Consider the following 22,283-nt stretch of genomic DNA (forward strand, 5'->3'; position numbering starts at 1 on the left):
GAATCAAGACTGCGGCGGCGGGGGCGCCGGCGTCAGGCCGAACCGGCGCATCAGGTCCATCAGCCTGGTGCGGTCTGGCGGGCCGCCAGTGCTGAAGATGGCGAAGGCCTCGCGAAAATATTCCGGGCCGATCGCCGCCGGTGTCACCACGCACAGCACCTTGGCGGTCGCGGCGGTGTCGTTGTCGAAGCGATGGACCGCGCCGCGCGGAATGCACAGCGCCTGCCTAGGCCCGATATCGTGCCGGTGTCCGTCGACGGTCAGCGTCAGCACGCCTTCGATCCCGTACATCGTCTCTTCATAGTGATCGTGGCTGTGCGCCGGGGCGGGCAGGCGCTGCGAGCCGGCGACCGTCAGTTCGAAGGCGGCGATGCTGCCGTTCGACTGGTCGCCGGTAAGCAGGAAGCGCACGGCAAGGCCGCCATGGCTGATTGTCTCGTCGGCCGGATTGACGCTGATCTGGCTAGCTCTGTCTAGCATTTCATCCTCCCACGTGGTAAATTGAATTTACCGAAATGAGTAAACTCGATTTACCAGAGTGTCAATGCCATTATCCGCGGAAGAACCGCCAAAGAAGCCACCGCTGATCGGTGCACTGCTGCGCGTTCCGGCCATGGCCATTCACCGCAAGCTGATCAGGGATCTCAGGGCGTCGGGTTTCGAGGACCTCAGCCCGCCGCATATGGCGGTGATCCAATATCCCGGCCCGGATGGCCTTCGGCCGAGCGCGCTCGCCGAGCGCGCCGCGATGAGCAAGCAGGCCATGAATCAACTGCTGAAGACGCTGGAAGCGATGGGTTATATCACTCGCTCGGCGGCGCCCGATGAGAGCGGCGGGACCGTCGTCCACTTCACCGACCGCGGGCGCGCCGCATACCAGAAGATGGCCGACATCCTGCTCGACGTCGAGCGGGAATGGGCGCAGGAGCTTGGGCAGAAGCGCTTCACCGAGCTGAAAACGCTGCTCGGCGACCTCTGGGACACGCCGCTGATCCGCTAAGGGAGCGGGCCAAAAACAAAAAGCCGGGGTTTTGCCCCGGCTTTCATAGTCAAACCTGTCTATCGGCTCAGCCGACGATCTCGGTGTCCGAGAACCAGTACTTGATCTCTTCAGCAGCGGTTTCCGGCGCGTCGGAGCCGTGCACGGAATTCTCGCCGATCGACAGCGCGTGGACTTTGCGGATGGTTCCTTCGGCGGCGTTGGCTGGATTGGTCGCGCCCATCACTTCGCGGTTCCTGGCAATGGCGTTTTCGCCTTCCAGCACCTGCACGATGGTCGGCGCCGACGACATGAATTCCACCAGTTCGCCAAAGAACGGACGATCCTTGTGCACGGCATAGAAGCCTTCGGCCTCGCGGCGGCTCATCCACACGCGACGTGAGGCGACGACGCGCAGGCCGGCCTCTTCCAGCATCCTGGTGATGGCGCCGGTAAGATTGCGCCGGGTCGCGTCCGGCTTGATCATGGAAAAGGTGCGTTCGAGCGCCATGGGGTCGTCCTTGTCTTGAGATGAAAGTCTTGAGATCGGAATGTGGAGTGGCGGGCTCTATACAAGCCGCCCGGCCCATTGCCAAGGGGACGCGCCCCGGCAGCGTTATTCGGCCGCGACCGCCCGCATGGCTGTTCGCAACGCCCTGGTCAAAGGCAAGGCTTTGCGGGAAAATGGCGATTGCGCAGGCACGCACGGTTTCGAAGGGAAATCAGCGGAACGGAAAGACATCGGACCATGTTTGACGGGACGCGCTGGCCTACCACCACCCCAGGCCGGGCGACATAAAAGGGAGCCTATTGATTATCGGCATTTTTGCTGCCGTGGGCCTTGTTCTGCTGCTCTTTCTGGGTCGCCGCACAGATACGAACTTCGGCTTCGGCCCCGAATGGCAATGCACGCCGATGCCGAAGGGCGACCCGATCTGCGTGAAGCTGGTCCGCAAAGACGGCGCGAAGTGACTGTCAGTATCACTACCGCCTGATAACAACGGGCGGCCGCCGGCGCTCCCAGCCCTCGCGCTCCAGCGTCGGCATCTCATGCTCCTCGCTGGGATAGCCGAGGCAGAAATAGCCGATCAGCGTCCACTCAGGCGGGGTGTCCAGGATTACGGCCATCTCGGCGGCGTCGAGGATCGACACCCAGCCCATGCCGATGCCTTCCGCCCGCGCCGCCAGCCACAGCGTGTGCACCGCCATGACGGCCGAATAGTCGATGGTTGCCGGCATCGTCATGCGGCCGAGCCCATGGCCCTGTTGCGTCGTGCGGTCGGCGAAAACCGCGAACTGGCAGGGCGCTTCATTGAGACCGGCGAGCTTCAGCCGGGCATAGAGAGCGGCGCGCTCGCCTGAAAAGCATTCAAGAGCTTCGGCATTGCACCGCTCGAAACAGTCTCTCACCGCGCCCCGCCGCTCGGCGCTCTCGACCACCACGAAGCGCCACGGCTGGCTGAGACCGACGGACGGCGCGATGCTGGCAAGCTCCAGCAGCCGCTCCAGCGTACCCTCGGGCAAAGCCGTCCGCTCGAAGCGCCGCACATCCCGGCGCCAGCGCAGCAGCGCGACCAGCCCGGAGCGAAAATCGTCGGTGAAATCGGGGGGTGGTGGCATGGCGATCAGGAGACTTGTGTGGGGAATAGGCAGTAGGCAGTAGGCAGTAGGCAGTAGGCAGTAGGCAGTAGGCAGTACAGCGCTCGGACCCTATTGCCTACTGCCTACTCCCTAAGCTGCTGCCGCCGCCTCCTTCCAGCAATGCGGGCTGAACGGACGGGTCGCGTCGTGTCCGACGAGTTCATTGAACAGAATGGTCATTGGCGGCTGCGCCATCGCGGTCTAATTAGGCGCCTGCGGCTGAAGCGGAACTCGTCGGCGGGAAAAAGATGAAACAGCATTTCATGATGTTCGCGGCCTACAATCAATGGGCCAATGGCCGCATCTACGATGCCGTCGCCGCGCTTGACGAAGAAGAGTTCAACCGTGATGTCGGCGCATTTTTCGGCTCGATGATGGGCACGCTCAACCATCTCCTGGCCACCGACCGCATCTGGATGAAACGCTTCACCGGCGAGGGTGACGCGCCGACGAAGCTCGACGCCATCCTGCACCGGGCGCTGCCTGGCCTCAGGCTGGCGCGCGAGGCCGAGGACAGGCGGATCGCCGACTGGGTGGGCGGCTTGAGCGACAAGGCCTTGTCCGGCCGCTTTTCCTACATGACCGTTTCCGACATGCGCACAGTCTCGCAAAGACTGGCGCCGGCGCTGAGCCACGTCTTCAACCACCAGACCCATCACCGCGGCCAGGCGCACGCCATCCTGACCATTCTCGGCCGGCCTTCGGTGCAGCTCGATCTGGCGTTTTTCCAACGCACCGACGAAGGCCGCGCCTACGCCTGATTTCTTGACCGCGCTTTGCGTTTGAAGACGCCGGAGCGGCATTACTTCGGCGCCTTTGTGCCATCCGTCCGCGACCGGCTGTCGATACCAGTGAAACGCCTCTGGACGCGACGGACAGCGCCAAAGCCTCAACCTTCAGCCTGAATCCCAAGCCGGGTTTTTTGAAGCCCGTGGTTGCACGACGCTGCCCGGTGGCTTGTGCCGCCCTTTGGCGCGCCCCTTGCTCGGCCGGCCGCTACAACCTGCTCCATTTTTCAGTAGAGTTTCTATTTAATAAATTCAACAAAGTTTAAATATTGAAGCAAAAACATATTTTTTTTTAGAAACCGAGTACACTGATTGAGAACTACAACGGCCCATGTCGAAAAAAATAAAGAAACTATAAGGAAGACTCGTGCGTAGCTGTGAGTGCATAAGCATATGTCTGCTTTGGTTTGCTGGCATGTTGCAATGCACAAAGCAGAACGGCAACAAGGAGAGTGTCATGGTTAATATCACTCAGAAAATCGCTAGAGCACTGGCGGCGGGTGCAATTATCGTTATTTTTGCCGCTCCCGCGAATGCAGGAGGCGGAATTGGCGTCGGTGTCGGCGCATCTATCGGCGGTGCTGGCGGCATCAATGCAGGTGTTGGCGCTTCGATCGGCGGAAGCGGCGGGGTCAAGGCCGGTGCCGGCGCCTCGGTCGGCGGCAGCGGCGGTATCAAGGCGGGTGCTGGCGCAACGGTCGGCGGCAATAGCGGCGTTACTGCGGGCCTCGGCGCCTCAGTCGGCGGTAGCAGCGGCATCAAGGCCGGCGCTGGCGCGACGGTCGGCGGAGCCGGTGGCATCAAGGCCGGTGTTGGGGCCACGGTCGGCGGCAGCGGAGGTATCAAGGCCGGTGTCGGCGTCAACGTCGGCAGCGGCATCAACGTCGGCGTCGGCGTCGGCATTGGCGGAACGCCGGGCACGCCGGGTACGCCCGGCACTCCAGGAACTCCTGGAACACCAGGCACACCTGGGACACCCGGTGTCGTCGCCAGCATGTCGAACAGCCAGCTGACACGTATGAAGAAGCGCTGCGTCGATGTGCTCGCCAGTGAGGGCACCTACGACAGCGATCTGCGGCAGCTATGCCTTATGATCTCGCGTCGCTGAGACAGGTTTCGCCGGGAGTGTCGAACCAGCCGTGAGGCTTTACGGCACTCTCCTACCGCATGGCCCAGACTTCCCGAGGGACATGCGCTGACGAGAAGCCTCCGGCCAGTCGGAAAGCCCGCCGCGCAAGTGGCGGGCTTTTTGTGACCGCCGCCATCTTCACGGCAATCGGTCACACTTTCGATTAACCGTTAACCACATTAGAATTGAAGGCAAGGGTTTAGGGTTTCATTTGTGTTCCCGCTGCAAAATAGCGAACACAGTGGGAGAAATTGGCATGCGGGTCGATCTGTCGCCCACGAGCTGGGGCAGGGTCATAGCAGTCACGGTTGTCGGCACAGCGATCTGCATCGCGGCGGCCTTCCTTGTCGATTCCTACAATTTTCCGTCGCTGTCGCCCGAAGCATTGCGCTGGGCGCAGCTCACCGACCTGTTGCTGCCGCTCGTGCTGGGTGGGTCGTTCTTCTCTTTCCTTATGTACAAGATGCGCCAGCTGGCGATCGCCCAGAAGAATCTGAGCATCGTCGCGGCGACCGACAGCCTGACCGCGGTGTTCAACCGCGGCGCGTTTTCAATGCTGGTCGAGGCCTATCTCGAACAGGCGCGCAGCCAGGCCGTCGTCGATGCCGGCGCCCTGCTGATCGTCGACGCCGATCATTTCAAGACTATCAACGATCGATTGGGCCACGATTGCGGCGATCAAGCGCTCAAGCTGATCGCGCAGACGATCAAGGCTCAGCTGCGCGGCGCCGACATCGTTGGACGCATCGGCGGCGAGGAGTTCGCCATCTTCCTGCCTGGCGCCGACCCGTCGCAGTCCTGGCTGGTTGCTGAGGGGATCCGGCGGCGCATCCGCGAGGTCGAGTTTGCTCCGGGTGGACGGCCCTGTCCGCTCTCGGTGAGCATCGGTGGCGTCGCCTTCAGCGGACCGACCACCTATGCCGACATGTTCCTGACGGCCGACCGGCACCTCTACAAGGCCAAGTCCAACGGCCGCGACCAGGTCAGTTTTGAGACGACCGGGCCGCGCGCCCTGCTGGCCGGTGATCCGACGTTGCATTGAAATGCGGGCGCCAGGCGAGGCTCCGGTCGGGCACAGGCGCTTTTCAAACGGATCGCGGCAATGCGACCTGGAACACGCAGCGGCGCCGTCAGCTTCCATGGTGTCGACTGCAGCAGGCCTCGTTCCTTAACGCAAGTGTCTCGGTCTGCTGGTTGGCGCTGCGATCCGTTGGCCTGCCGCATCGATATGATGCCTTCAGATGTACCTAGTCCTCGCTTGGTGCGTCTGCCGCTGCTTGCGGGTTGGCCGTCCATTTCTGCTTCGAGGTGTGGATCAACGCGATGGCGAAACGGTGGCTGCAGCGTCGCTCGCTATCGCGCGTGGTACCCGCCTCGGCGGCTTGTACCGTTATCCAATGCTCATAGATCGGATGAGTCAGTGGATCCAGAAGTCGGCCTAAACTTGTTATTACTTAGAGAAGAAATAATCCGTAGAGTGGCGCCGGATTTTCCATTGTTCCATCCATTCATCAAGATGACGATATATTCAACTTCCTGATTGACCATAATGGATTCTGACGTCTCAAGGGGCAGTTAATATTTCAGAGATGGGGCAAGCATCTGCAATAAAACTCAAAGGAATTTTAACTCGGCATCTAGGCCGGGGCCTTTTACTCCTCGAGTTCGCCTCAGGGTATGGATGCGTGACGTGGCACCATGTAAAGGATGAAGACATCGATCTCGTCAGTTCCGATCATCCACAAGCGATTTCTTTCCTGGCGAACGAATTCAAGGTTAAAGCCATTCAGTCGCGATCGATACCGGAGGAGGCAGTTTTTGGCCGGCTCTATGATGCAGTCTTTGCGCTTTCATTCTTTTCCACATGCCGATAACAACTGGTCGCGATGGCTGGTTCGTCTGTTCAGCTTTGTGCGGCCTGTTTGCATTGAACAGTGAACAGGCCGACATCGCGGTTGAGGAATACGGCATGATGGCCATGGATCTTGGGTTCGTGATCAAACTATCTCAAGACGCTTCCAATGCCGAGTTACTCCAAGATGAAGTGGACGCTTGGTGGGATCACCAAGACGTGTTTGTCGTTCGACGTCTGCCGGCAAGTCCGAGTGATCTTTTTGCTGGGCAGGCCTGGTCCCGGCCGTCTCAGACGGCGTAGCCGCCATAACCGTGTGCGACCGGCTTGACCGAGACGGCCGGCTGGACCGCGGGCCAGAGGATGCCTGCCGTGACCGCAAAGGTGATCAGGGCATCGCGTGCGGCCTCGGTCGAGATTTCTCCGGCGCGCGCCGCCTCGCAAGCCCTCACGGCCGCGCCATAGCTCAGGCGCCGGCGTGACGGCGGAAATTCGGTCAGGAAATCATGCATCTCGAACAGCGAGGCGAGCATGCGTTTGTGGCCGGCGCCAACGCTAACGGCAACCGGGGTGAAGAACATCGCGTCGTGCATTCTGGCCTCTCTGGATGGGCGGAAGGCGGCGGTCGCCGCTCTCCGATCGCGGGTTGGACGCCAGAAAACGCGGCCGGCGGCCCGAGGTTCCCTGAGAGATGCCATGACAGGCCGATTTGCTTCTTGAGGTCGCTCCCCGGCGGCATCCGCGGTTGGCGGCTTCTATTTCCACATGCCGCGCATGCGGGCGCCGAGGTCGACGCGGACTTCAGGTCTGTGGCGCGGATCGTCCTTTGCGTGGACGCTCGCCCAAGAGGTCTGCTCGAAGGCGCCGAGGATCGAGGCCGGGATGAAACGGGTTCGCGAGGCATAGACGTGGCGGTCGCCGCGCGCTGCCTGGCCGTGAGTGAAGAAGCGCTGCGGCGTCACCAGATGCAGGCCGTCCTTGGCCCGCGTCATGGCGACGTAAAGCAGCCGGCGCTCCTCCTCGATGTCTTCCTTGGTGCCGACGCCGAGATCGGCCGGGATGCAGCCATCGACGGTGTTGAGCACGAAGACGTTCTTCCATTCCTGGCCCTTGGCCGAATGAATGGTCGACAGGATCAGATAGTCCTCGTCGCGGTGCGGCGGCCCGGCCTGGTCGCTGGTCGCATCCGGTGGATCCAGCGTCAGCTCGGTCAGGAAGCGCTCGCGCGAAGCATAGCCGGAACCGATCTGCTCGAGCTGCATGAGGTCGGCTCGCCGCGTCGTCGCATCCTCGTGCATGCGCTCGAGATGCGGCTCGTACCACAGCCTGACCTGTTCGAGATCGGCCGGCCATTTCCCCGACCGGGCGCGCAGGCCGGAATAAAGCGCAACGAAGGCTGGCCAGTCCTCAGCCGCGCGTTGCGGCGGCCGGTAGCGGGCCAGCCCCATTTCCTCGTCGAGCGATGTCGCCATGGTCTCGACGATGGTGCTCGCCGCCGAAGGGCCGATGCCGGGCAGCAGCTGCAGCACGCGGAAGCCGGCGATGCGGTCGCGCGGGTTCTCGGCAAAACGCAGCACCGAAAGCACGTCCTTGACATGGGCGGCGTCGAGGAATTTGAGCCCGCCGAACTTGACGAAGGGGATGTTGCGGCGCGTCAGTTCGATCTCCAGCGGGCCGCTGTGGTGCGAGGCGCGAAACAGCACCGCCTGCGATTTCAGCACCGTGCCGGCCTCGCGCTCGGCCAGGATGGCCTGGCAGACATAGTTCGCCTGCTCGGCCTCGTCGCGCACGCTGACCAGTTTCGGCCTTTGCGAGGATTTGCGCTCCGACCAGAGGTTCTTGGTGAAGCGCTCCGACGCCTCCGAGATGACCGCGTTGGCTGCCGCCAAAATAGTCACGGTCGAGCGGTAGTTGCGCTCCAGCATGATGACATTGGCGGCTCGCGCGAATTGTTGCGGGAAATCGAGGATGTTGCGCACTTCCGCGGCGCGAAACGAATAGATCGACTGCGCGTCGTCGCCCACCACTGTCAGTCCGGCGCCGTTCGGCTTCAGCGCCGAAAGGATCGAGGCCTGCAGCCGGTTGGTGTCCTGGTATTCGTCGACCAGCACATGGTCGAAGCGCGAGCCCAGATGCGCCGCGATCTCCGGCTCGGCGGCCATCTGCGCCCAGTAGAGCAGGAGGTCGTCGTAATCGAGCACGTTCTGCGCCTGCTTGGCCTCGACATATCCGGCGAACAGCTCTTTCAGCTGTTCTGCCCACCCCGAGCACCAGGGAAAGGCCGAACCCAGCACCTCGCCAAGCGGCGCCTGCGCGTTGACGGCGCGCGAATAGATCGCCAGGCAGGTGCCCTTGGTCGGAAACCGGCTTTCGGTCTTCGAGAATCCAAGCTCATGCCGGGCAAGATTCATCAGGTCGGCGGAATCCTCGCGGTCATGGATGGTAAAGGCGGGGTCGAGGCCGATCGTCAGCGCATAGTCACGCAGCAGCCTGGCGCCGATGCCGTGAAACGTACCGGCCCAGCTCAGCGCGTCGGCGATGACGGACGCGTCTCGGCCCAGCACCTCGCCGGCGATGCGTTCGACCCGCCTGGCCATTTCGGTGGCGGCGCGGCGCGAGAATGTCATAAGCAGAATGCGTCTGGGATCAGCGCCCTTGACGATCAGATGCGCAACCCGGTGGGCGAGCGTGTTGGTCTTGCCGGAGCCGGCGCCGGCGATCACCAGCAGCGGCCCGGCGATCTGGCCGTCGCCATGTTCGACAGCGAGCCGCTGCTCGGCGTTGAGCTTCGCCAGATAGGCGGGCCGCAAGGACGAATCATTGATGGCGATGGTCATCGCCTATCAAGCATCGTTTCCGCTTTGTTCGCAACGGGCGGAAGTCGCCCTTACCGCCGTGGCGCGACACCCGTTGCCGCCGACTGGCGCCGCAAGGCGGCGCGTTCGTCGCCAGGCACCGGCAACGGATCGAAATTGTCGGGCACGTCCTTGATGATCTCCTTGGCGATGCGATAGGTCGCGTAAGCGAAAAGGCCGGTTATGAGCAGACGGATCATGGCGCGATCTCCTTTAGGCAACCAACCTCAGAGCCGCCGTTTGGTTCCAGCCGACGCGGTGTCGTTTGCGAGCGTGCAACCAAAGCTGAATCCTCTCGTTGCCTTCACGAGGGGAGGGCAAACGAAGGAGGTTGCCATGAAGAAGCTCCCTGTTCTGTTGGCCGTCGGCTTGGCGCTCGCCGCCTGCGACAACAATATCCAGCCGACCAAAGCACCCTTGCTCGACCATGCCCCGCAGTCGGATTCGGCGCCAAAGCCGGCGGCCGGCGGCGATCAGCCCGCGCAATGATCGTTTTAGCGGGACGACAAGGCTGAAGGTAGCCTTCGGGAGAAGAAGGCCGGCGCCGCTTGGGAGGTGAGCTGATAGCGCCGGCCAGGCGGATATCAGGTCCGCCGCAACAACCGAAGATAGCTGAGTCTCTCGCCTGCGTCATGAGGTGGGCCGCATCGACCTGCTTCATGACGGCGCTTCTGCACAAAACAACTTCGATGTCAGATGGCGTGCGGAACGAAACTCGACGGGAGGACCTCAGGCAATGGCCTTGCGCAGCACCGGGCCGCCGGCAATCCCGGCGTCCAGCTGGCACTGCGTCAGCGCCGCCTCGGCCATGATCCACTGCTTGAACAGTTCCACCTTGCGCGTGTAGGGCGCGGTGACCGGGCAGACGAAATACCAGCCGGCGGTGTTGGGGTGATGCACGGCAAACGGCGCCACCAGTCTCTCTGCGCGGATCTCGCTCGCCATATAGGCGCGGTTGGCGACTGCAAAGCCCATGCCGGCATTGGCCGCCTCATAGGACATCATGCAGGAATCGAAATAGATGCTCTTGGTCTCGCCGAGCACGGAACTCGCGCCGGCAAAACCCAGCCACGACTGCCAGTTCTGCGTGCAGGTGTCGGAATGCAGCAGCGTGAAATGCCTGAGGTCGTCGGGCGTCACCTGTGACGGCGGCGTGTCGCCGAGAACCTCGTGGAACAGCTTCCTGCTGCACACCGGCGTCAAATCCTCCTTGAACAGCAGGTCCGCTTTGAGGTCGGGAAAGCTGCCGTCGCCATAGCGGATCTCGAGGTCGAACTCGGAGGTGGCGAACTCATTGGTGGCGTAGGAGGTCGAGACCCGCATTTCGATTTCGGGATATTGCCGCTGGAACAGCGGCAGGCGGGCAAACAGCCAGCGCGCTGCGAACGTCGGCAGTACCGAAATCTTCAGCACATGCGCCTGCGACTGTCCGGTCGCCTCCATGCTGGCCGCCACGATGCGCTCCAGCGCCTCGCGAACGCGCGACACATAGGTCTCGCCTTCGGGTGTCAGCGACACCGCATTGCCGCCGCGCTGGAAGATCTTGAAGCGCAGCTGGTCCTCGAGGCTTTTGACGCGCTGGCTGACGGCGGAAGCAGTAATAAACTGCTCTTCGCCCGCGCGCGTGAAGTTACGGTGCCGGGCGGCACTTTCGACAATCTTCAGCGAATTGAGGTTGACCTGACTGAGCAGACGCACGCGTTTCGACCTTAAGCTGGGCTTACACTAGCACCAGCATTCCTAATTTTACAGGGGTGGGGAAATTAATCGACAGTTTACCAAGTGATGCCCCCATCCTGGAGAAGTAGAATGAACGCCCATACCATACCTGAACTGCGCTACGCGATGAGCCGAGAAGCCATTATCGGCCATGAGACGGCCTGGAAAGTGTCGGGTTTCGGCGTTGCGCAGTATCTGCATGGCTACGACCCGGCGCTGCTGGCGGCGATCGAAGAGGCGGCGTTGAAGCTCAAGGCCAGCCACGCCGTGCACAAGCACCTCGACCTTACCTTCATCACCGGCGCCGACCGTTTTATCCCGGAGATCAAGGAACTGCTGCATGACAAGCTGCGCCTGGAACGTCTGTCCGACATGATGGGCACCAAGCTCGAGCCCTATCCGCTGTCGATCGTCGGCTCGACCGTCACTTTCATGAATCCCAAGGACGGCGCCGTCGATTGGCATTGCGACGGTGTCCCGGTCACCGAACTCATTCCGCTGTCGATCAGCAATCCGCTGGTCGGCGGCCATCTCGAAATCTACTGCGACGATTCCGAGACCGGCCGCGCCATCCTTGAATCCGGCCGCGAGATTCCGCGCAACCAGGTCATGCGCATCGACCACAAGATGAACTACGCCACGCTCGGCCAGTTTCTCGGTGTGCTGCACCGCACCGCGCCGATCCAGCTCGGCTCGCGCGTCACGCTGGTCCTCAACCAGCGCTCTGTGGCCAAGCCCTACGTCGACGACAATCGCATGTTCTATCTCGCAGCCGACAATGATCACGATCGCGAATGGGTCAACGAACTGGCCGAAGACGTCTGGACGAACCAGCTGCCGGCCTATCGCCGCTTCGAGGAAGAACGTCCGGTTGCGGCGGCGGCCGATGCACCGGTCCCGGGCGGGTCAAGGGATTCATGGTAGCCAGAGCATAGAAGTGGACGCCGGTTTGGTCGTCGGTAACATCATGGTCGGCGATAAGGACAAGGCACCGTCGCGCCGATTCCGGGATGAATCCGGCTCGCCATCGGCCCTGGTCTTCGCCGCCGGCGCGGTCGCCCTGTGGTCGACCAACGCGCTGGTCGGCAAATCCCTGCTGGCCAGCCATCCAGTGTCGCTCGTGCAGTTGCTGCAATTTTGTGGAGCGGCTCTGGTGTTCGCCGTCATCCATCTGGCGAGCCGGAAGAGGGGCCTGCAAGACGCAGCCTTTTCCAAGGGTGCTGACGGCACCCTGGCGCCGGTCGCGGTCGGCTTTATTGGCCTGGTCGGCACCATGGTGCTGCAATACATCGCCTTTGCCTCCATGCCGGTGATCGAGGCCAATCTCGTCGCCTACACCTGGCCGCTGATGGTCGCGGCGGCGGTCATCGTGCTGGGCAAGCGGCAACGCCCCGTGCTGCTGGGGTTGACTGCCGTGCTCGGCTTTGTCGGCGTGGCGCTGGTGATCTCGGGTGGTCGCGGCCAGCCTTTTCTCCAAGGCAGCATCGTCGGCTATCTCGCTGCCTTCGGCTCGGCGCTGTGCATGGCCTTCTATTCGATTGCGGTCGCCCGCCTGGCCACACCGTCGGAGCGTTTGCTTTTGCCTTCGGCGTTGGTCGGCGTCGGCCTGACCTTGCTGTGGTGTATTCACGACGGCGCTGCCTGGCCATCCAGCGAGCACCTCCTGCTTGGCCTCTATCTCGGTGCCGGCCCGATGGGGCTGGGATATTATTTCTGGTCGCGCGCCTTGAAGCTTGAAGGCGGCGGCAAGGTTGCGGTCATCGCCTATCTGACGCCGATCGCATCGACGCTGCTGCTGACACTTTCGGGCGAAAGGCTGACGCTGACCGCGATAGCCGGTGCGGTCCTCGTCATCGGCAGCTGTATTGCGGTGGGCATAGAACGCTCGGAGGCTGAACATGCTTGACGACGATGAACGCCTCGCCAGACAGGAAGCATTCTGGCTGCTCAAGGAGTTCGGCGCCGAGGCGCCGCTCTACGCCGCCATGAAGGCCGAAAAGGCGATAGAGCAAAAAGATTTCGGCCGGTGCGCCCGCTGGAAGCGCATTCTGGACATACTGGCCGACTCTAAACCTGCGGCGTCCGTGCAGTTGAAATCTGCTGGCGCGAAGTCGGCCGTTTCCAAGTATTAGATTTTCTAATTTGCAACGTTGCAACCTGTTGTGGAAACATCCTCCTGTTCCGATTCTTGATCATTTATTGAGACTTTAGCGACCCGTTGGGGGGTGCAGCTAGGTCGATACATCAAGAGAAGTCTTAAAAAAAGCCGGCAACTTCATGACCGGCGGGAGAAACAGAATTGCACACCATCGACAGCAAGACCGCTATTGAACTGACTGCTGACATCGTCTCGGCCTATGTCGGCAACAATCCTCTCCCTGCGTCTGGCCTGCCGGATCTGATCGCCAGCGTCAGCGCATCGGTGCGCAAGCTGGGCAGCATTGCCGCCGTGGAAAGCCCCGCGCTGAACCCCGCTGTCAATCCGAAGCGGTCGGTGTTTCCCGATCACATCGTCTGTCTTGAGGACGGCAAGAAATTCAAGTCGCTGAAGCGCCACCTGATGACCGACCATGGTCTGAGCCCGGAGGAATATCGTGGCAAATGGGGCTTGCCGTCGGACTATCCGATGGTGGCGCCGAACTACTCCGCGACCCGTTCGGCACTGGCCAAGTCCTCGGGCCTCGGCCGCAAGCCGGCCGTTCCGGCCGCCGCGGCCAAGGTGACGAAGCGCAAACCCAAAGCCTGAACCAGGCAGCCTCTGAAAAGTCAGTCTGCTGTTTGCAATGGACGGCGCGCTTAAGGCGCGCCGTCTTCATGCCTTATGCCCCCGCCAGCGCCCAGGCCCTTGCGAAGCGCCGCCCTCCCGTGCAAAAGCCCCGGCATGCTTATCATCAACGATCTTTCGCTCCGCATGGCCGGACGCTTGCTTCTCGATCATGCCTCGCTGACCTTGCCGGCCGGCACCAAGGCCGGCCTCGTCGGCCGCAACGGCACCGGCAAGACGACGCTGTTCAAGGCCATCACCGGCGACTTTCCCTCCGAGACCGGCTCGATAAGCCTGCCCAAGAACACCCGCATCGGCCAGGTGGCGCAGGAAGCGCCCGGCACCGAGGAGCCGCTGATCGAAATCGTGCTCAAGGCCGACCTCGAGCGCACCGCATTGCTCGAGGAGGAAAAGACCGCCACCGACGCGCACCGCATTGCCGACATCCATATGCGGCTGGCGGATATCGATGCGCATTCGGCGGAATCCCGCGCGGCCACCATCCTCGCCGGCCTTGGCTTCGACGACGCCGCGCAGCGCCGCCCGGCCTCGTCCTTCTCCGGCGGCTGGCGCATGCGCGTCGCGCTTGCCGCCGTGCTGTTTGCCGAGCCCGACCTTCTGCTGCTTGACGAGCCGACCAACTATCTCGATCTCGAAGGCACGCTGTGGCTGGAAAACTATGTTTCGAAATACCCGCACACGGTGCTTCTGATTTCGCACGATCGCGACCTGCTCAACCGCGCCGTCAATTCCATCGTTCATCTCGACCAGAAGAAGCTGACCTTCTGGCGCGGCGGCTACGACCAGTTCGAGCGCCAGTACACCGAGCAGAAGGAGTTGCAGGAGAAGGGCCGTGTCAAGCAGGAAGCCGCGCGCAAACACATGGAGTCCTTCGTCGAACGCTTCCGCGCCAAGGCTTCGAAGGCGAGACAGGCGCAGTCGCGCATCAAGGCGCTGGAGAAGATGAAGCCGATCGCGGCGATCGTGAACGACACGGTGAGGCCGTTCTCTTTCCCGGAGCCGGTGAAAACGGTGGCGTCGCCGATCATTGCCTTGAACAACGTCAATGTCGGCTACACCGAGGGCCAGCCGATCCTGAAGAAGATGACGCTGCGCATCGATGCCGACGACCGCATCGCGCTGCTCGGCGCCAACGGCAACGGCAAGTCGACCTTCGCCAAGCTTCTGTCGGGCCGGTTGAAGCAGGAGAGCGGCACCATGACGGTGGCGCCGGGCCTGAAAGTGGCTATCTTCGCGCAGCATCAGCTCGACGATCTCAGGCCTGATGAAAACGCCTATGAGCATGTCCGCCGGCTGATGCCGGAGGCGCCGGAATCCAAGGTACGTGGCCGCGTCGCCCAGTTCGGTCTCACCACCGAGAAGATGAACACCGCCGCCAAGGACCTGTCCGGCGGCGAGAAGGCGCGCCTGCTGATGGGCCTGTCGGCCTTCGAAGGCCCGAACCTGTTCATCCTCGACGAGCCGACCAACCATCTCGACATCGACAGTCGCGAATCGCTGATCCGTGCATTGAACGAGTTTCCCGGCGCCGTCATCCTGATCTCGCATGACCGCCATCTGCTGGAAGCGACCGCCGACCGGCTGTGGCTGGTCAAGGACGGGGCGGTCAACCCGTATGACGGCGACCTTGAGGACTACAAGACGCTGGTCACCGGCGTGTCCGGCGACCGACGCGGCAAGCGCGAGGCCGAGAAGGCATCAAAGGCCGATCGCCGCCGCGATGCAGCCGCGCGCCGCGCCGCCTTTGAGCCGCTGGCCAAGGAAATACGCGCCACCGAAGCGCTGATGGACCGCATCCGCAAGCGCATCGACCTGATCGAGGACGAACTCGCCAATCCGGCGGTGTACGAAAAGGATCCGTCGACCGCGACCCGGCTCGCCAAGGAGCGCTCGCAGCTGGCACAGCAGCTTGCCGGTCACGAGGAGAAATGGCTAACCATGTCGGCCGAGTATGAGGAAGGCACGGTGGAGTGATTACCCTCCCCCGTTGTGGGGAGGGTCGATCCGCGAAGCGGAGCGGGGTGGGGGNGGGGGGGGGGGGGGGTCCGCGCCGCACCCCACCCCGTCGCTGCGCGCCGACCCTCCCCATCAAGGGGAGGGTAAGATCTGGCCCTACACGCCGCCCGCGAAACCCGCTAAAAACGCCGCATGAACCAGCACGCCAAGCTCAGAATCGGCCACTCCGCCTGTCCGCATGATTGCCCTTCGACCTGCGCGCTCGAGGTCGAACTGCTCGATGGCAACCGCATCGGCCGTGTCCATGGCGCCAAGTCCAATACGTATACGGCTGGTGTGGTCTGCGCCAAGGTCGCGCGCTATGCCGATCGTGTCCATCATCCGGACCGACTGCTGAAGCCGCTGATGCGCGCCGGCGCCAAGGGCGACGGCGTCTGGAAGGAATCCAGCTGGGAAGCGGCACTCGACGTCGTCGCCGAGAACTTCATCGCGGCCGAGGAAAAATACGGCTCCGAGACCGTCTGGCCTTATTTCTATGCCGGCACGATGGGGCTGGTGCAGCGCGACGGCATCGACCGGCTGCGCCATGCGAAAAAATACTCCGGCTTCTTCGGCTCGATCTGCACCAATCTGGCCTGGACCGGCTGGATGATGGGAGCGGGCGCCTTGCGCGGTCCCGATCCGCGCGAGATGGCGAAGTCCGACTGCGTGGTGATCTGGGGCACCAATGCCGTGGTCACGCAGGTCAATGTCATGACCCACGCCATCAAGGCGCGGAAGGAGCGTGGCGCCAGGATCGTCGTCATCGATGTCTACGAGAACGCGACGATGAAGCAGGCCGATATAGGCCTTGTGCTGAAGCCCGGCACCGATGGCGCGCTGGCCTGCGCGGTCATGCATGTGCTGTTCAGGGAAGGCATGGCCGACCGCGCCTATCTCGAAAGATACACCGACGATCCGAAGGGGCTGGAAGCGCATCTGGAGACGCGCACGCCGGAATGGGCTTCCGCCATCACCGGTCTTGCCGTCACCGAGATCGAGGCTTTCGCACGCCTCGTCGGCACGACGAGGAAAACCTATTTCCGCCTCGGCTATGGCTTTGCCCGCCAGCGCAACGGCGCGGTCAACATGCACGCGGCATCCTGCATCGCCGCCGTCACGGGCGCCTGGCAATATGAGGGTGGCGGTGCCTTCCATTCCAATTCCGGCATCTTCAAGCTCAACCAGGATGTGCTGGAAGGCGCCGCGATGCGCGATCCCAATATTCGCCATCTCGACCAGTCGCGCATCGGCCCGGTGCTGACCGGTGCAGCGGACGCGCTCTATGGCGGCCCGCCGGTGACGGCGATGCTGATCCAGAACACCAACCCGGTGAATGTCGCGCCCGAGCAGCGGCTGGTGAAGCAGGGTTTCCTGCGTGACGACTTGTTCACCTGCGTGCACGAGCAGTTCATGACCGACACGGCAAAGCTCGCCGATGTCGTTTTGCCGGCAACGATGTTTCTCGAGCATGACGACGTCTACAAGGGCGGTGGCAACCAGCACATCACGCTCGGTCCCAAGCTGATCGAACCGCCGGAAGGGCCGCGCACCAACCATTTCGTCATCGAGCAATTGGCGCAGCGTCTCGGCGTCGCCGACCGGCCGGGCTTTGGCCTGACCGAGCAGCAGCATATCGACATCATCCTCGGCAAGCGCGGGCTGGGCTCCTTCGCCAGCCTCAAGGAAGACAAATGGGTCGACCTGCAGCCGGATTTCGAGGCGGCGCATTTTATCGATGGTTTCGGCCATGCCGACAAGAAATTTCACTTCCGCGCCAACTGGAGCGGGCAGGCGGCGCCCAACCGGCCGCCGAAAAGCATGGGCCTGTTCGGGCCGGTGGCGGAACTCCCCGAATTCCCCGACCATGTCGACCTGATCGAGGTGGCGGACGCCGAGCATCCGTTCCGGCTCGCCACATCGCCGGCGCGCAATTTTCTCAATTCGACATTCGCCGAGACACCGGTGTCGAAGGCCAAGGAAGGCCGGCCGGAATTGTTGTTGCATCCGGACGACGCTGCCGCGCTTGGCTTGGGCGACGGCGACCGTATCGAGGTCGGCAACCGGCGCGGCGAGGTGGTGCTGCACGCAAAGCTGTTCGAAGGCCTCAAGCGCGGCGTGGTGATCGCCGAGGGCATCTGGCCAAACAGCGCCCATGAGCGTGGCGAAGGCATCAATGTGCTCACCGGCGCCGACGCACCAGCGCCCTATGGCGGTGCGGCCTTCCACGACAACAAGGTCTGGCTGCGGCCGGCTGGCTGAAGCAATTCCAGGAAAAGTGTGAGCGGTTTTCCGTCCGGAATTGCGTAAAAGTGACTGGCTATCCCGGCAGAGGCACCGTCAGCCCCACCTTGACACGGTCCATGGCAACGAAGGTGCGGAATTTTCGGACATTCTTGCTGTCGAAGAACAGTCTGCGCGTCAGCGCCTCATAGGCCCCCATGTCGGCCGCGGTGATGACTAGGATGAAGTCGGCCTCGCCGGTGACGTAGTAGCATTGCTGCACTTCGGGCTCTGCCGAGAATTGCCGCTTGGCCGCGTCGATCAGGTCCGAGCGTTCGCTCTCCAGTTCCACTTCGACGAATATGGTGATGGGATGGCCGACCGCCGCCGGGTCGACCACGGCGACATTGCCCGCAATGACGCCGGACTGTTCCATGCGCTTGATGCGCCGCTGCACCGCCGGCGCCGACAGGTTGACGGCTTCGCCGATCAGCCGCTGCGGCGTCGTGTTGTCCCGCTGCAGGATGGCAAGGATGGCGAGGTCGAAACTGTCGAGCGAAGGCGATCGAGGCAAAGCGCTATCCTGGCGAAACAAACTTGCATTTCGAAGCGCCAATAACAGCGCTATTTGCGCCTCGGCTGCAATATGATTTCGTCACACCCAAAGGAGGCCACCCGTGTTCCTGCTCAACAGCAATGCCTTGCACCGTCGGCCGCTCGATCCGGTCGAGGCCGAAACGCTGGGGAATGCCGGCGCCGATACGGTCGAGCGCTTTCTGGCCCATCGCGACAATCACCTGGCAACTCCGTTGCATGCATTGCCGACGCTGGCCGGCGAACTCGGCCTCGGCGCCGTCCACATCAAGGATGAAGGCTTTCGCCTCGGTCTCGGCAGTTTCAAGGCGCTCGGCGGCGCCTATGCCGTTTTTCGACTGGTGCTGGAGGAGGCGAGCCGATCGCTTCATCGGCCCGTTGACGTGGCCGATCTCAACCGGTTCGACGTCCGGGCGGTCGCTGCCGGCATGACGGTTGCCTGCGCCACCGACGGCAATCATGGCCGCTCGGTCGCGCAAGGTGCACAGTTGGTTGGCGCGAAAGCGGCAATCTTCGTTCACGCCGGCGTCAGCGAGGCGCGCATTGCAGCAATAGCCCGCTATGGCGCCGAGATGATCCGCGTCGACGGCAATTATGACGACGCGGTCAGGCAGGCCGCCGAGGTTTCAGCGGAGCAAGGCTGGACCGTGGTGTCCGACACCTCCTGGCCGGGCTACGAGCGCATCCCCGGTCTGGTCATGCAGGGCTATACGGCGATCGTGCGCGAAGCGTTGGGCCAGTTGCCGCAGCCGCCGACCCATGTCTTCGTGCAGGCCGGTGTCGGCGGTATTGCCGCCGCCCTGGCCGGCCATCTCGCCATCGTGCTCGGTGACGCCAGGCCGACCTTCATCGTCGTCGAGCCGGCCCGCGCCGCCTGCGTTGTCGCAGCCGCCCGGGCGGGCCACGTGGTCAAGGTCGCACACGATCAGCCGACGGTGATGGCGATGCTCGAATGCTACGAGGCCTCGCAAGTTGCCTGGCGCGTTCTGGCGCGGGTTGCCGATGCCTTCATGACAGTGGATGAGGAGGAGGCGGTCGCGGTGATGCGGCGGCTGGCACGGCCGGCTGGCAATGATCCAGTGATCGTCGCCGGCGAAAGCGGCGGCGTCGGTCTGGCCGGGCTGATCCGGGCGGTGGCCGACCACAAGGCCGCGCTCGGGCTCGACGACAAATCCCGCGTGCTGCTGATCAACACCGAAGGCGCCACAGACCCGCATCGCTATACCGAGCTGGTCGGGCAGAGCCCCGCCGATGTGCTGGCCGGCAAGCTGAAGGCCGAGGCATAGCCATGATCGGGATCGATGCACAGCGTCTGCTTGGCCGCATCCGGGAACTCGGCGCCGTTGGCCGCGACAGTGAGGATAGGCTGATCCGGCTCGCCGCCTCCGACACAGACAGACAGGGCCGTGACCTCTTTGTCGGCTGGCTCAGGCAGGCCGGGCTGGAAGTCGCCATCGACCGGGTCGGTAATATCTTCGGCATCTGGCAAAGCCCCGACAATGCCGGGCAGGCGCCGCTGCTCATCGGTTCGCATATCGACACCGTTATCGATGCCGGCATCTATGATGGCTGCTACGGCGTGCTGGCCGGGCTGGAGGTGATCGAGACGCTGCAGGCTTCGGGCTTTTCGCCGTCGCGCCCGGTCGCGGTCGCCGCTTTCACCAATGAGGAAGGCGTGCGCTACACGCCTGACATGATGGGCTCGCTATGCCATGCCGGTGGCGTCAGCGCCGAGGCCGTGCTGGCCGCCATCGGCACGGATGGCAGCGTGCTCGGCCAGGAGCTCGCCCGCATCGGCTATGCCGGCGACCGCGAACCCGGCTTCCTCAAGCCGCATGCCTATCTCGAACTTCATATCGAGCAAGGGCCGGTGCTGGAGCGTGAAGGCGTGCCGATCGGCGCGGTCGAGAATTTGCAAGGCATTTCCTGGCAGCGCATCACCATCGACGGCGCCGCCAACCATGCCGGCACCACGCCGATGTCGATGCGCAGCGACGCCGGCCACGCCGCCGCCCGCATCATCACCTTCCTGCACGATCGGGCCAGGGCTTCAAATGGGCCAACCGTGGCCACGGTCGGCACGATGCGCTTCGAACCCAACGCCATCAACGTCATTCCCGCGCGCGCCGTCTTCACCATCGACCTGCGCGATCCCGACGAACAGCGCCTGCAGGCGCATGAGGCGGCCCTTGCTGCCTATCTCGAGGAGCTTGAGGTTTCGGAGAACGTATCGATCTCGGTCGAGCGGCTCGCCCGCTTCGAACCGGTGCTGTTCGACATCGGCATCGTCGAACTGATCGAGGCGGCCGCGAAGAACCGCGGTCTCGGCGTCAGGCGCATGACATCGGGCGCCGGCCATGACGCGCAGATGATGGCCCGCCTCGCGCCGGCGGCAATGATCTTCGTGCCGAGCGCCGGTGGCATCAGCCACAATTCGCGCGAACACACTGAAGATGCCGAGCTTGTCGCCGGCGCCAACATCCTGCTTGATGTCGCCAGTGAGCTTGCAAAAGAGGTCGGGGAGAAAAATGGCTGAACTCGATCGTGATGCGCTGAAGCGGGAGATGACGGGCTGGCGGCGCGATTTGCACGCGCACCCCGAGTTCGGTTTCGAGGAAAAGCGCACCGCTGGCTTTGTCGCCGCGAAGCTGCGCGAATTCGGGCTGGACGACGTTGCAGAGGGGGTCGGCGGCACCGGCATCGTCGGCACGTTGAAGCGCGGCAGCGGCAACCGGGCGATTGCGCTCAGGGCCGACATGGATGCGCTGCGGATCACCGAGCAGTCCGCGACAGCCTATGGCTCGCAGAACCCCGGCATCATGCATGCCTGCGGCCATGACGGCCACACCACCATGCTGCTCGGCGCGGCAAAGCTGCTCGCCGCCGAGGGCGGTTTCGACGGCACCGTGCGTTTCGTTTTCCAGCCGGCCGAGGAGTGGGGCAAGGGCGCGCTGGCAATGCTCGATGACGGGCTGCTGCAGCGCTTCCCCTTCGACGAGATCTTTGGCCTGCACAACATGCCGGGCCTGCCCATTGGACATTTCGAGACCCGTGCCGGCCCGTTCATGTCGGCGGAGGACAATTTCGAGATCGTGCTCAAGGGGATCGGCGGCCATGCGGCGCGGCCACATTCCGGGAACGAGACGCTGGTCGCCGCCTGCGCGCTGGTCACCAATCTGCAGACCATCGTCTCGCGCCGGCTGAGCCCGGCCGACATTTCGGTGGTTTCGGTGACCGAACTGATCACCGACGGCACCCGCAACGCATTGCCCGGCCTCGCCCGCATCCTCGGTGACGCCCGCAGTTTTCGTCCCGAGGTCAGCGCCGAGATCGAGCGCCAGATGCGGGTCATCACAGCGGGTACCGCCGCCGCCTACAATGTCACCGCCGACGTGACCTATAGCAGGGAATTCGTGCCGCTGCAGAACGATGCCGACCTGGTGGACGCGGCCTTTGTCGCCGCAAGGCGCGTGCTGGCCTATGGCGCCGCCAGCATCGCGGCGGAGCCGATGACCGCCTCGGAGGATTTCGCCCGCTTCCTCGATCACGTACCGGGCTGCTTCGTCTTTCTCGGCAATGGCGAGACCTCGCCGCCGCTGCACAATTCCAGCTACGACTTCAACGATGACGGGCTGTTGCACGGCACGGATTTCCATATCGCGATCGTCAGGCAAAGACTGGGCGGCGCGATCGGGAAGTGACGCCTGATCGCCTTCGCAACTG

At 63.2% G+C, this 22,283-nt stretch carries 24 protein-coding genes; 16 read left to right on the plus strand and 8 right to left on the minus strand.

Annotated features, from left to right (window positions below):
* Positions 1 to 3: 3 nt before the first annotated feature.
* Entirely contained in the window at positions 4 to 480 is a 477-nt protein-coding gene (locus X751_RS160645) for a cupin domain-containing protein (protein ID WP_023701902.1), read from the minus strand.
* Between the two features lie 64 nt (positions 481 to 544).
* Between X751_RS160645 and X751_RS160640 the strand changes: the two genes are divergently transcribed.
* Positions 545 to 1,000 carry a MarR family winged helix-turn-helix transcriptional regulator gene (locus X751_RS160640; protein ID WP_023727329.1) on the plus strand — a complete coding sequence of 152 codons (456 nt, stop codon included), beginning with the start codon at positions 545 to 547 and terminating at the stop codon, positions 998 to 1,000.
* 67 nt (positions 1,001 to 1,067) lie between these two features.
* On the opposite strand, the gene ndk is transcribed toward X751_RS160640, so the two are convergent.
* The gene (gene ndk, locus X751_RS160635; protein ID WP_023684731.1) at positions 1,068 to 1,490 is read right to left on the minus strand and encodes a nucleoside-diphosphate kinase; all 423 of its coding nucleotides are present in this window, start codon (positions 1,488 to 1,490) and stop codon (positions 1,068 to 1,070) included.
* A 299-nt stretch (positions 1,491 to 1,789) separates the two neighbouring features.
* Between ndk and X751_RS1000000166735 the strand changes: the two genes are divergently transcribed.
* Entirely contained in the window at positions 1,790 to 1,951 is a 162-nt protein-coding gene (locus tag X751_RS1000000166735) for a hypothetical protein (protein WP_023834756.1), read from the plus strand.
* Positions 1,952 to 1,963: 12 nt separating this feature from the next.
* On the opposite strand, the gene bluB is transcribed toward X751_RS1000000166735, so the two are convergent.
* On the minus strand, positions 1,964 to 2,599 hold the full coding sequence (gene bluB, locus X751_RS160630; protein WP_023743816.1) for a 5,6-dimethylbenzimidazole synthase: 636 nt from the start codon (positions 2,597 to 2,599) through the stop codon (positions 1,964 to 1,966).
* Positions 2,600 to 2,868: 269 nt separating this feature from the next.
* On the opposite strand from bluB, the gene X751_RS160625 reads away from it, so the two are divergent.
* From X751_RS160625 to X751_RS160610, 4 genes are all read left to right on the plus strand, one after another.
* Positions 2,869 to 3,381: a DinB family protein gene (locus X751_RS160625; protein ID WP_023743817.1), complete on the plus strand. Its 513-nt coding sequence runs from the start codon at positions 2,869 to 2,871 to the stop codon at positions 3,379 to 3,381.
* Between the two features lie 484 nt (positions 3,382 to 3,865).
* On the plus strand, positions 3,866 to 4,516 hold the full coding sequence (locus tag X751_RS160620; RefSeq protein WP_023743818.1) for a hypothetical protein: 651 nt from the start codon (positions 3,866 to 3,868) through the stop codon (positions 4,514 to 4,516).
* Positions 4,517 to 4,793: 277 nt separating this feature from the next.
* On the plus strand, positions 4,794 to 5,579 hold the full coding sequence (locus X751_RS160615; RefSeq protein ID WP_023738635.1) for a GGDEF domain-containing protein: 786 nt from the start codon (positions 4,794 to 4,796) through the stop codon (positions 5,577 to 5,579).
* 822 nt (positions 5,580 to 6,401) lie between these two features.
* Positions 6,402 to 6,692, plus strand: a complete 291-nt coding sequence (locus X751_RS160610) for a hypothetical protein (protein WP_023743819.1) — start codon at positions 6,402 to 6,404, stop codon at positions 6,690 to 6,692.
* Here the strand turns inward: X751_RS160610 and X751_RS160605 are convergent.
* The 3 genes from X751_RS160605 to X751_RS1000000167405 all read right to left on the minus strand — a co-directional run bounded on the left by X751_RS160605 (position 6,680) and on the right by X751_RS1000000167405 (position 9,444).
* Positions 6,680 to 6,982 carry a DUF982 domain-containing protein gene (locus tag X751_RS160605; RefSeq protein WP_023670262.1) on the minus strand — a complete coding sequence of 101 codons (303 nt, stop codon included), beginning with the start codon at positions 6,980 to 6,982 and terminating at the stop codon, positions 6,680 to 6,682. The two genes, X751_RS160610 and X751_RS160605, sit on opposite strands and share 13 nt — an antisense overlap.
* Positions 6,983 to 7,144: 162 nt before the next feature.
* Complete coding sequence (locus tag X751_RS160600) at positions 7,145 to 9,226, minus strand: ATP-dependent helicase (protein WP_023743820.1); 2,082 nt, start codon at positions 9,224 to 9,226, stop codon at positions 7,145 to 7,147.
* 50 nt (positions 9,227 to 9,276) lie between these two features.
* Complete coding sequence (locus X751_RS1000000167405; protein ID WP_023684745.1) at positions 9,277 to 9,444, minus strand: hypothetical protein; 168 nt, start codon at positions 9,442 to 9,444, stop codon at positions 9,277 to 9,279.
* 136 nt (positions 9,445 to 9,580) lie between these two features.
* On the opposite strand from X751_RS1000000167405, the gene X751_RS1000000167410 reads away from it, so the two are divergent.
* Entirely contained in the window at positions 9,581 to 9,733 is a 153-nt protein-coding gene (locus X751_RS1000000167410) for a hypothetical protein (protein WP_023684746.1), read from the plus strand.
* 240 nt (positions 9,734 to 9,973) lie between these two features.
* Here the strand turns inward: X751_RS1000000167410 and X751_RS160595 are convergent, their stop codons facing one another.
* Entirely contained in the window at positions 9,974 to 10,942 is a 969-nt protein-coding gene (locus tag X751_RS160595; protein ID WP_023743821.1) for a LysR substrate-binding domain-containing protein, read from the minus strand.
* Positions 10,943 to 11,053: 111 nt separating this feature from the next.
* Here X751_RS160595 and X751_RS1000000167415 point away from each other — a divergent pair, with 111 nt between their 5' ends.
* From X751_RS1000000167415 to X751_RS160565, 6 genes are all read left to right on the plus strand, one after another.
* Positions 11,054 to 11,887, plus strand: coding sequence for a hypothetical protein (locus tag X751_RS1000000167415; RefSeq protein ID WP_023743822.1), 834 nt, complete (start codon positions 11,054 to 11,056; stop codon positions 11,885 to 11,887).
* Between the two features lie 13 nt (positions 11,888 to 11,900).
* The gene (locus X751_RS160585; protein ID WP_245265727.1) at positions 11,901 to 12,869 is read left to right on the plus strand and encodes a DMT family transporter; all 969 of its coding nucleotides are present in this window, start codon (positions 11,901 to 11,903) and stop codon (positions 12,867 to 12,869) included.
* Positions 12,862 to 13,095 (plus strand): hypothetical protein, encoded by a 234-nt coding sequence (locus tag X751_RS160580; protein WP_023684750.1) that lies wholly within the window; start codon positions 12,862 to 12,864, stop codon positions 13,093 to 13,095. The genes X751_RS160585 and X751_RS160580 overlap by 8 nt, the downstream gene beginning before the upstream one ends.
* A 167-nt stretch (positions 13,096 to 13,262) precedes the next feature.
* Positions 13,263 to 13,709: a MucR family transcriptional regulator gene (locus tag X751_RS160575; RefSeq protein ID WP_023670270.1), complete on the plus strand. Its 447-nt coding sequence runs from the start codon at positions 13,263 to 13,265 to the stop codon at positions 13,707 to 13,709.
* 135 nt (positions 13,710 to 13,844) lie between these two features.
* Complete coding sequence (locus tag X751_RS160570) at positions 13,845 to 15,722, plus strand: ABC-F family ATP-binding cassette domain-containing protein (RefSeq protein ID WP_023743824.1); 1,878 nt, start codon at positions 13,845 to 13,847, stop codon at positions 15,720 to 15,722.
* A 174-nt stretch (positions 15,723 to 15,896) separates the two neighbouring features.
* Complete coding sequence (locus tag X751_RS160565; RefSeq protein ID WP_023743825.1) at positions 15,897 to 18,005, plus strand: molybdopterin oxidoreductase family protein; 2,109 nt, start codon at positions 15,897 to 15,899, stop codon at positions 18,003 to 18,005.
* A 58-nt stretch (positions 18,006 to 18,063) separates the two neighbouring features.
* Here the strand turns inward: X751_RS160565 and X751_RS160560 are convergent, their stop codons facing one another.
* Positions 18,064 to 18,540, minus strand: a complete 477-nt coding sequence (locus X751_RS160560) for an Lrp/AsnC family transcriptional regulator (protein WP_023689068.1) — start codon at positions 18,538 to 18,540, stop codon at positions 18,064 to 18,066.
* 103 nt (positions 18,541 to 18,643) lie between these two features.
* Between X751_RS160560 and X751_RS160555 the strand changes: the two genes are divergently transcribed.
* From X751_RS160555 to X751_RS160545, 3 genes are read left to right on the plus strand one after another with little or no spacing between them, the layout of a single operon-like run.
* Positions 18,644 to 19,846, plus strand: a complete 1,203-nt coding sequence (locus X751_RS160555; protein ID WP_023743826.1) for a diaminopropionate ammonia-lyase — start codon at positions 18,644 to 18,646, stop codon at positions 19,844 to 19,846.
* Positions 19,847 to 19,848: 2 nt separating this feature from the next.
* On the plus strand, positions 19,849 to 21,096 hold the full coding sequence (locus X751_RS160550; protein WP_031196559.1) for a Zn-dependent hydrolase: 1,248 nt from the start codon (positions 19,849 to 19,851) through the stop codon (positions 21,094 to 21,096).
* Positions 21,089 to 22,261 carry an amidohydrolase gene (locus tag X751_RS160545; RefSeq protein ID WP_023743827.1) on the plus strand — a complete coding sequence of 391 codons (1,173 nt, stop codon included), beginning with the start codon at positions 21,089 to 21,091 and terminating at the stop codon, positions 22,259 to 22,261. Before X751_RS160550 ends, X751_RS160545 begins: the two co-directional genes overlap by 8 nt.
* Positions 22,262 to 22,283 lie beyond the last annotated feature (22 nt).

It is taken from the genome of Mesorhizobium sp. LNJC394B00 (assembly GCF_000502555.1).
In the GTDB taxonomy this organism is placed as follows: Bacteria; Pseudomonadota; Alphaproteobacteria; order Rhizobiales; family Rhizobiaceae; genus Mesorhizobium.